This is a genomic window from Streptomyces sp. NPDC030814 (genome assembly GCF_055572155.1).
Genome location: NZ_JBVIDX010000002.1, coordinates 393,233 through 406,500, shown reverse-complemented (window position 1 = coordinate 406,500; position 13,268 = coordinate 393,233). Strand labels below are relative to the sequence as shown.

Sequence of the window (13,268 nt, the reverse complement as noted above, 5' to 3'; positions counted from 1 at the left end):
CGGCCTGGCGAGCGGAAATGCAGTTGGGTGTCCCGCCGGCGGGACACGGAATGCCCCGGCCGCAATCATGGAAATGCGATGCCCACCATGCCCCGAAACACCTCGGAGAACACGTGCTCTTCCCGGTCGATTCCTGGATCCGCGGCTTCGGCCTCGCGCCTACCGCGCCCGTGCGACTCCTGTGCTTCCCTCACGCCGGCGGCACCGCGGCCTACTACCGTCCGTTGGCGACGGCGCTCGCTCCGGACGTCGACATCCTCGCCGTGCAGTACCCGGGCCGACAAGAACGCTTCCGGGAGCGGCTCGTCGACACGGTCGGCGAGCTGGCCGACCGCGTGGCCGACGCGGTGTGTCCGCTCCTGTACCAGCCCCTGTCCTTCTTCGGGCACAGCATGGGAGCCGCCGTGGCCTACGAGGTGGCGCTCCGGCTCCAGGCCCGCGGCCACCGGCTGCGGACCTTGTTCGTCTCGGGCCAGAGCACTCCCGCGGCCCGCCGCGACCGCGGGGTCCACTCCCTGCCCGACGGCCTGCTGGCCGCGGAACTGGAGCGCCTGGGCGCGACGGATCCGGCCATCCTCGCCGACCGTGAACTGCTCGGCGTCCTGCTGCCCGCAATTCGGGCCGACTACCGGGCCATCGAGACGTACGGCCGGAGCGACGAGCCCACCCTCGACTGCCCGATCGTGAGCCTCATCGGTACCGCCGACCCGTATGTACGGCCCTCGGAGGCAGCCGCCTGGTCCCGCCTCACCCGCCACGACTTCGCGTTCCACGAACTGCCCGGCGACCACTTCTTCCTGGACACCGAGCGGGACCGCGTGTGCGAGATCCTGCGCAGGCACCTCACCCCCTCCCCCACGGCGGACCGCCGCTGATGCCGACGGCGGCCCGCACGGAGACGCACGGGAGAGACCGACGGATCAGGCGCCGACGTAGGCGGCCAGGTGCTCGCCGGTGAGGGTGGAGCGGGCGGCGACGAGGTCGGCCGGGGTGCCCTCGAAGACGATACGGCCGCCGTCGTGGCCGGCGCCGGGGCCGAGGTCGATGATCCAGTCCGCGTGCGCCATCACCGCCTGGTGGTGCTCGATGACGATGACCGACTTGCCGGAGTCGACCAGCCGGTCCAGCAGCCCGAGCAACTGCTCGACGTCGGCGAGGTGCAGACCGGTGGTCGGCTCGTCCAGGACGTAGATCCCGCCCTTGTCCGCCATGTGCGTGGCCAGCTTCAGCCGCTGCCGCTCACCGCCGGAGAGCGTGGTCAGCGGCTGGCCCAGGGTCAGGTAGCCGAGCCCGACGTCCGCGAGCCGGCCGAGGATGGCATGGGCGGCGGGGACGCGCGCCTCGCCGGCGCGGAAGAACTCCTCCGCTTCTTTGACTGGCATCGCCAGCACCTCGCTGATGTCCCGCCCGCCGAGCCGGTACTCCAGCACCGCAGCCTGGAACCGCTTGCCCCCGCACTCCTCGCAGGTGGTGGCGACTCCGGCCATCATCGCCAGGTCGGTGTAGATCACACCTGCGCCGTTGCAGGTGGGGCAGGCGCCCTCGGAGTTGGCGCTGAACAGGGCGGGCTTGACGCCGTTGGCCTTGGCGAAGGCCTTGCGGATCGGCTCCAGCAGACCGGTGTAGGTGGCCGGGTTGCTGCGCCGCGAGCCGCGGATGGGCGCCTGGTCGACCGACACCACACCCGCGCCCGCCGGGATCGACCCGTGCAGCAGCGAACTCTTTCCGGACCCGGCGACCCCGGTCACCACGGTCAGCACCCCGAGCGGGACGTCGACGTCGACACCCTGGAGGTTGTTCGCCCGCGCCCCGCGGATCTCCAGCGCACCGTCCGGCTTGCGCACCGACTCCTTCAGCGACGTCCGGTCGTCGAAGTGACGGCCGGTCAGCGTTCCGCTGGTGCGCAGCCCTTCGACGGTGCCCTCGAAGCAGACGGTGCCACCGGCCGTCCCGGCGCCGGGTCCCAGATCGATCACATGGTCGGCGATGGCGACGACTTCGGGCTTGTGCTCCACCACGAGCACGGTGTTGCCCTTGTCCCGCAGCCGCAGCAGCAGGCCGTTCATCCGCTGGATGTCATGGGGGTGCAGACCAGTGCTGGGCTCGTCGAAGACATAGGTGACGTCGGTGAGCGAGGAGCCGAGATGGCGCACCATCTTCACGCGCTGCGCCTCACCGCCCGACAGTGTGCCGGCGGGCCGCTCCAGCGACAGATAGCCGAGCCCGATCTCGACGAACGAGTCGAGGGTCTGCCGCAGTGTCGCCAGCAGGGGTGCGACTGACGGCTCGTCCAGCCCGCCCACCCACGCGGCCAGGTCCCGGACCTCCATTGCGCACGCGTCGGCGATGTTGATCCCCTTGATCCTGGACGCCCGGGCCGCCTCGCCCAGCCGGGTCCCGTCGCAGTCGGGGCAGATGACGAATGTGACCGCCCGCTCCACGAACGCCCGGACGTGCGGCTGCAACCCGTCCTTGTCCTTGGCCAGCATCGACCTGCGCACCTTGGGGATCAGTCCCTCGTAGGTGACGTTGATGCCGTCGACCTTCACCTTGGTCGGCTCGCGGTGCAGGAAGTCGTGCAGTTCCGTCTCCGTGTAGTCACGGACCGGCTTGTCGGGGTCGACGAAACCCGACCCGGCGAAGATCCGCACGAACCAGCTGCCCGCCTTGTAGCCGGGGACGGTGATCGCGCCCTCGTTGAGCGACTTGCTGTCGTCGTAGAACTGCGTCAGATCGAGGTCGGTCACATGGCCCGTGCCCTCGCACCGGGGGCACGCGCCGGCAGGCACGTTGAAGCTGTAGTGGAACGCAGGCCCGGCGCTCGGCTCGCCGAGCCGGCTGAAGAGGATCCGCAGCATGGCGTTGGCGTCGGTCGCGGTGCCGACGGTGGAGCGGACGTTGGCGCCCAGCCGCTCCTGGTCGACGATGATCGCCGTGGTCAGCCCCTCCAGCACGTCGACCTCAGGCCGCGCCAGCGTCGGCATGAAGGTCTGTAAGAAGGCGCTGTACGTCTCGTTGATCAGCCGCTGCGACTCCGCGGCGATCGTGTCGAACACCAGCGAACTCTTACCGGATCCGGAGACGCCGGTCAGCACCGTCAGCCGCCGCTTCGGGATCTGTACGCTGACGTCCTTGAGGTTGTTCACCCGCGCGCCCTGCACGCGGATCATGTCGTGGCTGTCGGCGATACAACGCGGCGCGCTCGACGTCGTGTCCGTCCTCGCGGCCATGCTCATTCTGTCTCCCTCTGTCACGCCCGGGCCGCCGTCACGTCCTCATCCCCCGTTCGCCCGGACCGATCTAACCAGTTCTCAGAAGCACGCGCCTAGAAGGGAGTCGGCGAGGCGCCGGTACCGCTTGTGGCAGGTGAAACCACAACGGCCAGGTGGATCGTGTCCCGCCGAGTGGAGCCGGTTGAGCGCCTGAAACGCGCGGGTGTAGAACAGGTCACCGCTTGAGCGTCGCCGGGTGAAGTACTCGACCAGCAGGCGCACAGCCTTCTCGTCGTCCCAGTAGATCTCCGGGATCTTCAGTGCGATCACCGAGCGGCCCCAACTTCCCTACGACCAGTGCTGTGTCGGTGGACGGTACACCAGCTGGGACCATGCGGCGGCTCGGGCGGAAGTCGCCGCCAACACGTACGCCTGTGGTGATGATGAACTGGAAGCCGAAGAACGCGCCCAGAAAGAGCAGCGCGGCGAGGTCAGCCCGCACTGCGGCCGTCACGCCGGCCGTCGTCCCGGCGCGGCCGGTAGATCATCCGGGACCGGTGGCCCGGCTTGGAGCAGGTCAGCGCGGCAATCGACACTCGTCTGCGGGAACGGCCCCGGACCCGCACCACGGGGGTTCGGCCGCGCTGCGACCAGGTCTTCGCCTGCGGCGGCGTCATGGAGAAGCCGGCTTCCTCCTCGAAGACGAGCCAGGCTCCACGGGCCGCCGCGAGCACTCCAACACCCGTTCCTGGCTATGCCGACGCGGCGGCCCATCGATGAGCCGCAGGACCTGCTCTCGCTCGGCCTCCGACATGGCTGCAAAGACTTCCGTCACGCGCCTCAGCTCATCCACGGTCAGCCCTCACCCACAAGGTCGAGATCCTCACGAGACGCCTCCGGCCTGATCTCCGGAACAGGCCACTTGCGGTTCAGTGGCGCGGACACATCCCGCCACCACGGGCGCGTGGGGAGGTCTCCAGCGGGCTCGAAGGGCTGGCCCGGAACAGGGGCGGCGACGGCCTGTCCGACCGCGCCGGCTGCGGCCAGCGTCCACTCCCCCGGCTCGGCCCAGGGATGCATCGAGAGGTTGAATGTTCCCCAGTGGATCGGCAGCATGACACCGCCCGGTCGGCCTTGCTGCAGGTCAAGGTGGCTCTGGACCCCTTGCGAGGGGTTCATGTGAATGTCCGGCCACGCCCCCGGCAGCGGCGTGGAATCCGTGTGGTTCCTGGGCCAGAACTCGCTGTAGGCGCCGATCTGGATCATGGTGACGTCGAACGGGCCGTGCTCGCCGCCGATGTCCTTGAAGCCCTGGAAATAGCCGGTGTCGCCGCTGTGGTAGATCCGGTGCTCGTCACCGGCGACGACCCAGGACGCCCACAGAGTCTGCTGGGCGTTGCGCAGGCCGCGGCCGCAGAAGTGCCGGGCGGGGGTGGCGGTCAGGGTGAGGCCGCCGACCTGCGTCGCCTCGTTCCAGTCCAGCTCGCGGATGCGGCTCTCGGAGACACCCCAGTGCTCCAGGTGGGCGCCGACACCGAGGGGGACCGCGAAGACCGTGTCCGTGCTGGCCAGCGCCTTGATCGTGGGCATGTCGAGGTGGTCGTAGTGGTCGTGTGAGATGACGACGACGTCGACCGGGCCGAGCGCGGCCAGGGGCAGCGGCGCGGGATGCAGCCGCTTGGGCCCGGCGAAGGCGAACGGGGAGCAGCGCTCACCCCAGACGGGGTCGAAGAGCACCCGGTGTCCGTCGATCTCGGCAAGCACGCTGGAGTGGCCCATCCATGTGATGCGCAGACCGCTCGCCGGGGGTCTGGCCAGGTCGGCGAGGGTCGTGGAGTGCACGGGGATCAGACCGGCGGGGGCGCGGCGGACACGCTCGTCCTTGCGGAAGTACCCCTTGGCCATCTCGAGCGCGACACCGCGCGAGGGGCCGATGCGGGCTCCCTCCGGGTTCACGAACGCGCCGTTCGCGAAATGCGGGGACCGGCGGATCCGCTCCAGCCTGGCGCCGGTCGGAACCGCACCGAAGGCGGCTGGCTGGACGCGCAGCCCCGAGCTCTGCGAACGGGAACCGGACACGGCACCTCCTGGTGGATTCGCTGAGGCATTCCATTATGGTCCGCCCCTCTGACAGCACCGCGCCCGATCCGTCGGGCACGGTGACATACTGACCAACGGTTCAGTAGAACCGTCTGTTCCCCCCCGGGGACCACCGATCGGGCGCCTGCTTCCTACAACCCGATCCGCCCCCGATCCGTTCCCGCCCGCCACCGCCACTTCCCCCTGCCGTCCTTCAGGAGCCCCGCATGACCACCCCCTATCTCTCGCTCACCTGGACCGATCACGTCACGGGGCGTCTCGGCTTCCTCGTGGTGGACCGGCTGGTGCGCGGCGTGGCCAGCGGTGGTCTGCGGATGCGGCCGGGCTGCACGCTCGACGAGGTCGCCGGTCTGGCCCGCGGCATGTCCATGAAGGAAGCGCTGCACTACGACCCCGAGGGCCGCTACGTCCCGCTCGGCGGCGCCAAGGGCGGTATCGACTGCGACCCCCGGCACCCGGAGGCGTACGGCGTCCTGGTGCGTTACCTGCGCGCGACCCGCCCGTACATCGAGGCCTTCTGGACCACCGGTGAGGACCTCGGGCTCACCCAGGACCTGGTGGACCGGGCGGCCGCGGAGGCGGGCCTCGTCTCGACCGTCCAGGCCGTCTACCCCCTCCTAGACGACGAGCGGGCCGCCCGGCGACGGCTGGCGGACGCGTTCACCGTCCAGGTGGACGGCATCGGACTCAACGAACTGGTGGGCGGCTGCGGTGTCGCCGAATCCGTCCTGACGGCCCTGGACCGGACCGGCAGGCCGTACGCCGGCACCAGAGTTGCCGTGCAGGGACTGGGCACCATGGGCGGCGCCACCGCCCGCTTCCTCGCCCGCGCGGGCCTCACGATCGTCGCCGTGGCCGACATCAAGGGCACGGTCTCGAACCCCGCCGGCCTGGACGTGGAGGCGCTGCTGGCCGCCCGCGACGCCCACGGCACGGTCGACCGCTCGGCCCTCCGCCCGGAAGACCGGGAGACCTCCTCGGACGCCTGGCTGACCGCGGACGCCGACGTCCTGATCCCCGCGGCCGTCTCGTACGCGATCGACGCGGCCAACCATGCGCTGATCACCGCCCGCCTGATCGTCGAGGCGGCCAACATGCCGGTCCTCCCCGAGGCTGAGGCCCTGCTCGCCGCCCGCGGGGTGACGGTCCTCCCCGACGTGGTGGTCAACTCCGCCACGAACGCCTGGTGGTGGTGGACCCTGTTCGGCGACATCGCTCCGGAGGCACACAGCGCTTTCGAGCACATCCGCCGCTCCATGCGTGCCCTGGTCGACCTGACGCTGTCCCGCGCCGAGAGTGACGGCACGACTCCCCGGGCGGCCGCCCACGCGATCGCCACCGACCGCCTCCCCGTCATCGAGGCACGCCATGGGCGCCGCCGCCCGATCTGACCCCTGGGTAGGGTTGCCGTGTGGGCAGGGTCAGGTTGAGCGTGGCCGAGCGGCGCGAGGAGCTGCTGCGGGCGGCCATCGAACAGATCGAGTCACGGGGTGTGGCGGCGGTACGGATCGCCGATGTGGCCTCGTCCCTCGGCGTGAGCAACGCCTTGGTGCTGTACCACTTCTCGACCAAGGAGAAGCTGGTCGCCGAGGCCTTCCGCTACGCCGCCGAGGACGACCTCGCCCACCTCCGCCGGCTGCTCGCCCGCCGTACGACGGCACTGCGCCGCCTGCGGGCAGCCGTCCGCTGGTATGCCCCCACCGGTCAGGCCAAGGGCTGGCGCCTGTGGATCGAGGGCTGGGCGGTCTCCCTCCGGGACCCCGCCCTCCGCGAGGTCACCCGTGACCTCGACCTCCGGTGGAAGGCCGCGCTGACCGGCCTCATCCAGGAGGGCGTGGCCGCCGCCGAGTTCCACTGCCCCGACCCCCAGGCCTCGGCCCTGCGTCTCACCGCGCTCCTGGACGGCCTGGCCGTCCAACTGACGTCCTACGGCGGAGCGGTCTCCCACACGAAGGCCCAGCAATGGGCCGACGAGGCCTTGGCCCGCGAACTGAACCTGCCGCAGTCGCCGACGAACTGACCACGACGGCCCGTCAGCCGCCCCCGAGCGGAAGGGTTCGTGCCAGTGCGTCGAGCCCGAGCGGAAGGGTTCGTGCCAGTGCGTCGAGCCCGTGGTACGGCGGCCCGGGGACCGCGCCCCATGTCCCTACTCTCCCCCGAGCAGTAGGGCACCGGGCGACGGGCTGACGCACCGGCACGACCCCTGCCGCCACGCGCCGCAGGCCGCAGGCGCCGTCAGGAACCGTCAGGAACCGTCAGGCCACGGACCCGATCCGCATCCTGATGTCGTCGGGCGACAGTGCCCCCTTCGCCGACACATGGTCACCGGACGACTCCCCGCGCAACCGCCGTCCGATCCACGGCACGAGATACTCCCGGGCCCAGTGGATGTTGTCCCGGCGCACCTCGAACGTCCCCCGCGGCGGCAGCGGCGGCCACGGCTGCTCGGGGTCCGCCGGCACCTCCAGGCCGAGCACCTGCCCGGCCCTCAGAGCGACCCGCGTGTGTCCCTCGGGCGACAGGTGCAACCGGTCGTCGTCCCACGCGCGCCGGTCCTGCACGGTCCTGAGCGACCACAGGTCGAGCACAGGGCACCCGTACCGGTCGGCGATCGCCCGCACATGCCCGTTGTATGTCGCGATCCTGCCCCGCAGATGCCTGAGCACCGGCACATCACGCGTGTCGAACCCGGTGGTCACCATCACGGTGCCGATCGCCGAGGTGAGCCGGGCCACCGCCCGCTCGAACCGTTCGGCGACCTCGTCGGGGTCGGTGCCGGGCCGGATGATGTCGTTCCCGCCCGCGCAGAAGGACATGAGATCGGGCGCGAGGTCGAGAGCCCTCGGCACCTGGTCCTCGACGATCTGGTCGAGGAGCTTTCCCCGCACCGCGAGATTGGTGTACTTGAAGTCGCCCTCGGGCACCCGGTCCGCGAGAAGCACCGCGAACCGGTCCGCCCAACCGACGAACGCCCCGTCGGGGCCGGGGTCGCCGACGCCCTCGGTGAAGCTGTCCCCCACCGCCACGTACGACCCGATCACTGATCTGCTGTTCTTCGAATCGTCTGCCACATCGGCACATGATTCACCTTCGTATGTGACCTACGCGACCGTAATAAGGGGTTGACGGGCGGTGAGATAGACCACGCTTCAAGAATCGATCAATCCAGGAATACGCCAGGTCAGGACAGCCTCCATACCTCCATACCCGGAAGTCCTGGATCCGGAAGTGACTCCAGGTCGTCCGGAAGGCGAAATGCCCGCGGCGGACCGTCGCCGCCGCTCCGGCTGCGCGGCCCGGCTTCTCGCCCAGCCCGGGCACGACGAAGGCCGGACCCCAACCGCGGGGTCCGGCCTTCGTCGGCACTGAGCCGGGGGTGCGCTGCTCGTCAGACGCTGACGCCCTTCGACCGCAGGTAGGCCAGCGGGTCGATGTCCGAGCCGTAGTCGGGCGTCGTACGGATCTCGAAGTGCAGGTGCGGGCCGGTGACATTGCCGGTGGCACCCGAGAGGCCGATCTGCTGACCGCCGCTGACGGACTGGCCGGCGGAGACGCCGATCGAGGACAGGTGGGCGTACTGGGCGTAGTAGCCGTCGGCGAGCCTGATGACGACCTGGTTGCCGTACGCGCCGCCCCAGCCGGCCGAGACGACGGTGCCCGCGCCCACGGCCTTGAGGCTTGTGCCGGTCGGGGCCACGAAGTCGACACCGGTGTGGTAGCCACTGGACCACATGCTGCCTGCGGTCTTGTAAGCGGTACCGACGGTGGCGCCCTGGATGGGCAGGGTGAAGCCGGAGCTGCTGGACTCGGCGGCCTGACCGGCGGACGTACCCGTCGTCTCCTTCGTCGTGGACTGGGAGGTCTTCGACGCCGTGGAGGGCTTGGACGGCTGCGACGACCGGGTCTTCGTCGACGACTGTGACGACCGTGTCTTCGTCGACGAGTGCGACGGCGCGCCCGAAGCGGACTTGCCGCCGATGACGAGCTTCAGACCCGGGTGGATGAGCGAGGGGTCGGAGCCGATCGCGGAACGGTTGTCCGAGTAGAGCCGCTTCCAGCCGCCCCGGACGTCCTGCTCGTCCGCGATCTTGGCGAGGTAGTCGCCGGCCTTCACCGTGTAGGTCCTGGTCGTCTTCTTCTTGGCGGCGGACTGCTTGCCGACGGCCTTCTCGGGGGCGGCCGTGACCGTCTTCTCGGAAACCCCGGAAACGGCGGCCGTGGGGGTCGCGGCATGGGCGCCGGCGGCCCCCATCAGGGGCAGTGCGAGCGCGGCTCCACCGGTTCCGGCGACGGCGATCGAGCGGGTGAAGCGCTGGGACTTGGGACGGCGATGCTTACCCTTCGCGGGCATGGCGAATTCCTCTCCGGCGCCTGCGAGGTGAGCTGTCGGGTGCGGACTGGAGATGCCCGGCCGGGCTTGCGCCCGGCTTTACCCCTAGCCGTTCCGGAGACCGGAACAGGCGGTACTTCCTGTGGGTCCCCCGCTCCTGCCGTGGATCGGGTCGGTACGCGGCTCCGGTCGGCGGCAGGATTGGGCGTCCGTCCGGATCGAGGCTGAACGTAAGCGACTTGTCCCCACAGAGACAACCATCGGCATTTCCCGGGCGTCTCCCTGCGTGATCCTTACACCGAATCCCGATTACGCTCCGTAAAGGAGTGCCGTATCTCCATTTCCAACCGCCCTGAAAAAGCGTGCAGATTACATGAACATGGCGGCGACAGTGCGTCACGGGTATGACGCTGCTCACGCGCCTACGCCTCAGTAGTCTTTATTCCAGGGCTAGTTGGATTAACGGCATCATTTCGGACAAGTCGCTCAAGTGCGACGCAGACGGACAACCGTCGCGTCGAGGTCACCGCGCAGCCCCGTCCGCAGACCGTGGTGCAACAGCACCGCCCCTCCGTACGTTTCGCCCGTTTCACGGCATTCATAGGTTTTCGCGGGGTCGAGGCCGCGCAGCCGGAGCGGCGGCAACGGCTCGCCGTAGTGCTGGGCCTGGAGACATGCGAGGACGACCACCTCGTCACCGTGGACGTACTGCACGGCGCTCAGCCCTCCGCTCGGCGGGCGCAGCCGGTAGAGGTCGCCGCGCTGCACGACGGGCTTGATCTCCTTGTACAGCTCCACCCACTCGCGCGCCTCGGCCAGCTCCTCCTCGCTCCATTTCGTCAGGTCGCCGCCGACGCCGAGCACACCCGCCATGGCGCTGACGAAGCGGAAACGCAGGGAGCTGACCCGGCCGTTGAGCTGGTTGTTCGGACTGTCCGTCACCCAGGCGGCCATGACCCGCGCCGGATGGATGTGGCTGAACCCGTGCTGGATGGCGAGCCGGTCCAGCGGGTCGGTGTTGTCGGAGGTCCACACCTGGTCGGTCCGCGACATGACCCCGAAGTCGATCCGGCCGCCCCCACCCGAGCACGACTCGAAGGCGACGCCGGGGTGAGCGGCCCGCAGCCGGTCCAGCAGGGCGTAGAAGGCGTGCACGTGCTCGACCCACAGCTTCTGCGGGTACGGCTCACCGGGCCAGCCCGCGTCCGTGAAGCAGCGGTTGAAGTCCCACTTCACATAGTCGATCGGGGCACTGGAGAGCAGGGTGTCCAGCTTCTCCCACAGATACTCCTGGACGTCCGGCCGAGCGAGGTTGAGCACCAGCTGATTGCGGAATTCCGTCCGCTTTCGTCCCGGTTGGAACTGTGCCCAGTCGGGGTGCGCCCGGTACAGCTCGCTGTCCGGGTTGACCATTTCGGGCTCGACCCAGATACCGAACTGCATCCCGAGGGCGTGCACCTGGTCGGCGAGCGGCTTCAGGCCCGCGGGGAAGCGGTCCGGGTTGGGCGTCCAGTCACCGAGTCCGGCCCGGTCGCTGGTGCGCGCCCCGAACCAGCCGTCGTCGACCACGAACAGCTCGACACCGATGGCCGCCGCCCGCTGCGCGAGCGCCCTCTGCTGCTCCTCCGAGATGTCGAACTCGGTGGCCTCCCACGAGTTGAACAGCACCGGCCGGTCCTGGTCGGCGTCCGGGATGACGTACGCCCGCTGGTAGGCGTGCCAGGCCCGGCTCGCCCCGCCGTGGCCGCGGTCGCTCCACAGTCCGGCGAAGACGGGCGCGGTGAACGTCTCCCCCGGCTCCAGCCGCAGCAGGCCCGCCTCGTCGTACCCGGCGCCGCCGGTGATCTGCACCCGCGCGTCCGGCAACTGGGCCACGGCGATCCGCCAGGAGCCCGACCAGCCGAGGGCGCAGCCGTAGACCTCGCCGTGCTCCTCGGTGGCGTCGGTGTCGAGGGCGACCCAGGGCAGGTGCTGGTGCCCGGTGTGGCCGCGGCGGCTGCCGATGACCTTCTCGCCGTAGGTGAGCTCGCCGCGCACCAGCCGGGACTCAGCCGCCCACCGGCCGTGCAGCTGGGACAGTCGCCAGCTCTCCTCGCGGCGGGGCAGCGTCCAGGTCGCCGAGTCGGCCCTCAGCAGCTCCACGGCCGGCCCCTCGTTGGCGAGGGTCACCCAGCGTTCCACGATGTCGTCGCGCATCCGGTAGTGCAGCGTGATCCGCAGACCGTCGTCGGCGAACCGCAGGCGCAGCTCGTCACCGTCCGCCTCGTACTCCTGGAAGGTCCACTCGGTACCGCGCCGCTCCTCGGTGCGGACCGAGAGGGCAGGGCGGGTGAAGCGGGGGCCGCCTTCGACGGGGTACTCCTCATGTCCGTCGACGGGGGCCTCGAAAGGCCAGTAGGGCAACTCCTGCCGGCCGCCCAGCTCCTCGGCCTCGGCGAGGGTGATCCTCGGACCCCAGTGCAGGTGCAACAGCTCGTCGTTCTGGGTGAGCCGCAGGGCGTAGCTGCTCCGGGGGCCCGCGAGAAGCCAGGTCCGGCCGTCCGTGGCGATGTCCAACATCAAGGCCTCACAAATTCGAACAGGCGCGATCGTGCTCCAACATCATTGCAGGTCGCCGCGCGGGCGCCCCGCCGCCTGTGGAAAACCGCCTCCGGCCCCGCCGTGAGCGCCTGTGGACAACTCATTGCGGTACGCACCCATGTCGTATCGTCATGGGGCGTCTCGATGCCGAGCGCGTGTCCGTCGACGATCGGCGCCGACGGCCGGATGGGAGGAGCCCCCGTGACGCAGCAGATCCCGTCGACCGAGCCCGAGCTGACCGGAGTGCGCAACTTCCGCGATGTGGGTGGCCTGCCGACCGTGGACGGCCGTCGGGTGCGTCAGGGAGTGCTGTTCCGCAGCGGGCATCTCGCGCACGCCACCGACGAGGACGCCGCGTTTCTGGGTTCCCTGGGTCTGCACACGATCTTCGACTTCCGCAATGCCGCAGACCAGAAGCTGGAGGGCCCGGACGTCGAGCTGCCCGGCGTGCGGAATGTGAACCTGCCGCTGTCCGACCCGGCGGACGGCGCCGAGTTCTGGAAGATGGTCCGCGACGGCGATGTGGACCAGCTGCGCGCGCTGCTGGACGACGGCAAGGCCGCCGGCCGGATGATCGCCTCCTACCGCACGATCATCAGGCAGCGCACGGCCGAGCACTCCCATGTGCTGCACGCGCTGGCCGAGGACAGCGTGCCCGCGCTGATGCACTGCGCGGCGGGCAAGGACCGCGCGGGCCTCTCCATAGCCGTGACGCTTCTCGCCGTCGGCGTGGAGCACGAGGCCATCGTCTCCGACTACCTGGAGTCGAACGCCAAGCACCGCCGCTACAAGGTACGCCGCAGCAGCAGCTCCCCGAGCGCCTACTCCCCCGAGGTCATGGAGCTCCTGAGCCCCCTGTTCGACGCCCGCGCCGAGTATCTCCAGGCGGCCTTCGACACGGTCGAGGAGACCTGGGGCGACGTGGACACCTATCTGGAGCAGGGCCTGAAGCTGAGCCCGGAGAACCGCGAGCGGCTGCGCGAGCGACTGCTCGACAACTGAACCCCGTGGGGGCTCCCGGCCCTGGCCGGGAGCCCCCACGGGAG

At 70.0% G+C, this 13,268-nt stretch carries 10 protein-coding genes, 1 pseudogene and 1 riboswitch; of the genes and pseudogenes, 4 read left to right on the top strand and 7 right to left on the bottom strand.

Annotated features, from left to right (window positions below; all coding sequences use genetic code 11):
* The first annotated feature begins 113 nt into the window (after nucleotides 1-113).
* Entirely contained in the window at nucleotides 114-875 is a 762-nt protein-coding gene (locus ACZ43N_RS05270) for a thioesterase II family protein (RefSeq protein ID WP_468095100.1), read from the top strand.
* Between the two features lie 45 nt (nucleotides 876-920).
* Here the strand turns inward: ACZ43N_RS05270 and ACZ43N_RS05265 are convergent, their stop codons facing one another.
* From ACZ43N_RS05265 to ACZ43N_RS05250, 4 genes and pseudogenes are all read right to left on the bottom strand, one after another.
* Nucleotides 921-3,236 (bottom strand): ATP-binding cassette domain-containing protein, encoded by a 2,316-nt coding sequence (locus tag ACZ43N_RS05265; protein WP_468095099.1) that lies wholly within the window; start codon nucleotides 3,234-3,236, stop codon nucleotides 921-923.
* A gap of 75 nt (nucleotides 3,237-3,311) precedes the next feature.
* Entirely contained in the window at nucleotides 3,312-3,542 is a 231-nt protein-coding gene (locus ACZ43N_RS05260; RefSeq protein WP_468095097.1) for a hypothetical protein, read from the bottom strand.
* A 167-nt stretch (nucleotides 3,543-3,709) separates the two neighbouring features.
* A pseudogene (locus ACZ43N_RS05255) lies at nucleotides 3,710-3,949 on the bottom strand (IS630 family transposase); the annotation flags it as partial.
* Nucleotides 3,950-4,067: 118 nt separating this feature from the next.
* The gene (locus ACZ43N_RS05250; RefSeq protein ID WP_468095095.1) at nucleotides 4,068-5,291 is read right to left on the bottom strand and encodes an MBL fold metallo-hydrolase; all 1,224 of its coding nucleotides are present in this window, start codon (nucleotides 5,289-5,291) and stop codon (nucleotides 4,068-4,070) included.
* A 227-nt stretch (nucleotides 5,292-5,518) separates the two neighbouring features.
* Between ACZ43N_RS05250 and ACZ43N_RS05245 the strand changes: the two genes are divergently transcribed.
* A complete protein-coding gene (locus ACZ43N_RS05245; protein ID WP_468095094.1) occupies nucleotides 5,519-6,703 on the top strand; it encodes a glutamate dehydrogenase in 1,185 nt (394 codons plus the stop codon).
* Between the two features lie 20 nt (nucleotides 6,704-6,723).
* A complete protein-coding gene (locus tag ACZ43N_RS05240) occupies nucleotides 6,724-7,332 on the top strand; it encodes a TetR/AcrR family transcriptional regulator (RefSeq protein ID WP_468095093.1) in 609 nt (202 codons plus the stop codon).
* Between the two features lie 235 nt (nucleotides 7,333-7,567).
* On the opposite strand, the gene ACZ43N_RS05235 is transcribed toward ACZ43N_RS05240, so the two are convergent.
* From ACZ43N_RS05235 to ACZ43N_RS05225, 3 genes are all read right to left on the bottom strand, one after another.
* Entirely contained in the window at nucleotides 7,568-8,353 is a 786-nt protein-coding gene (locus tag ACZ43N_RS05235) for an SGNH/GDSL hydrolase family protein (RefSeq protein ID WP_468095517.1), read from the bottom strand.
* Nucleotides 8,354-8,700: 347 nt separating this feature from the next.
* A complete protein-coding gene (locus ACZ43N_RS05230) occupies nucleotides 8,701-9,663 on the bottom strand; it encodes a M23 family metallopeptidase (protein ID WP_468095091.1) in 963 nt (320 codons plus the stop codon).
* A 4-nt stretch (nucleotides 9,664-9,667) separates the two neighbouring features.
* A riboswitch (cyclic di-AMP (ydaO/yuaA leader) is annotated at nucleotides 9,668-9,826 on the bottom strand.
* Nucleotides 9,827-10,128: 302 nt separating this feature from the next.
* Nucleotides 10,129-12,201: an alpha-galactosidase gene (locus ACZ43N_RS05225; RefSeq protein WP_468095089.1), complete on the bottom strand. Its 2,073-nt coding sequence runs from the start codon at nucleotides 12,199-12,201 to the stop codon at nucleotides 10,129-10,131.
* A gap of 222 nt (nucleotides 12,202-12,423) precedes the next feature.
* On the opposite strand from ACZ43N_RS05225, the gene ACZ43N_RS05220 reads away from it, so the two are divergent.
* Nucleotides 12,424-13,224, top strand: coding sequence for a tyrosine-protein phosphatase (locus tag ACZ43N_RS05220; RefSeq protein WP_468095088.1), 801 nt, complete (start codon nucleotides 12,424-12,426; stop codon nucleotides 13,222-13,224).
* The last annotated feature ends 44 nt before the right edge of the window (nucleotides 13,225-13,268 follow it).

Bases quoted from the DNA above. Each gene is read 5' to 3' on its own strand.
- ACZ43N_RS05230 (WP_468095091.1), bottom strand. From the start codon at position 9,663: ATGCCCGCGAAGGGTAAGCATCGCCGTCCCAAGTCCCAGCGCTTCACC.
- ACZ43N_RS05245 (WP_468095094.1), top strand. From the start codon at position 5,519: ATGACCACCCCCTATCTCTCGCTCACCTGGACCGATCACGTCACGGGG.
- ACZ43N_RS05225 (WP_468095089.1), bottom strand. From the start codon at position 12,201: ATGTTGGACATCGCCACGGACGGCCGGACCTGGCTTCTCGCGGGCCCC.
- ACZ43N_RS05265 (WP_468095099.1), bottom strand. From the start codon at position 3,236: ATGAGCATGGCCGCGAGGACGGACACGACGTCGAGCGCGCCGCGTTGT.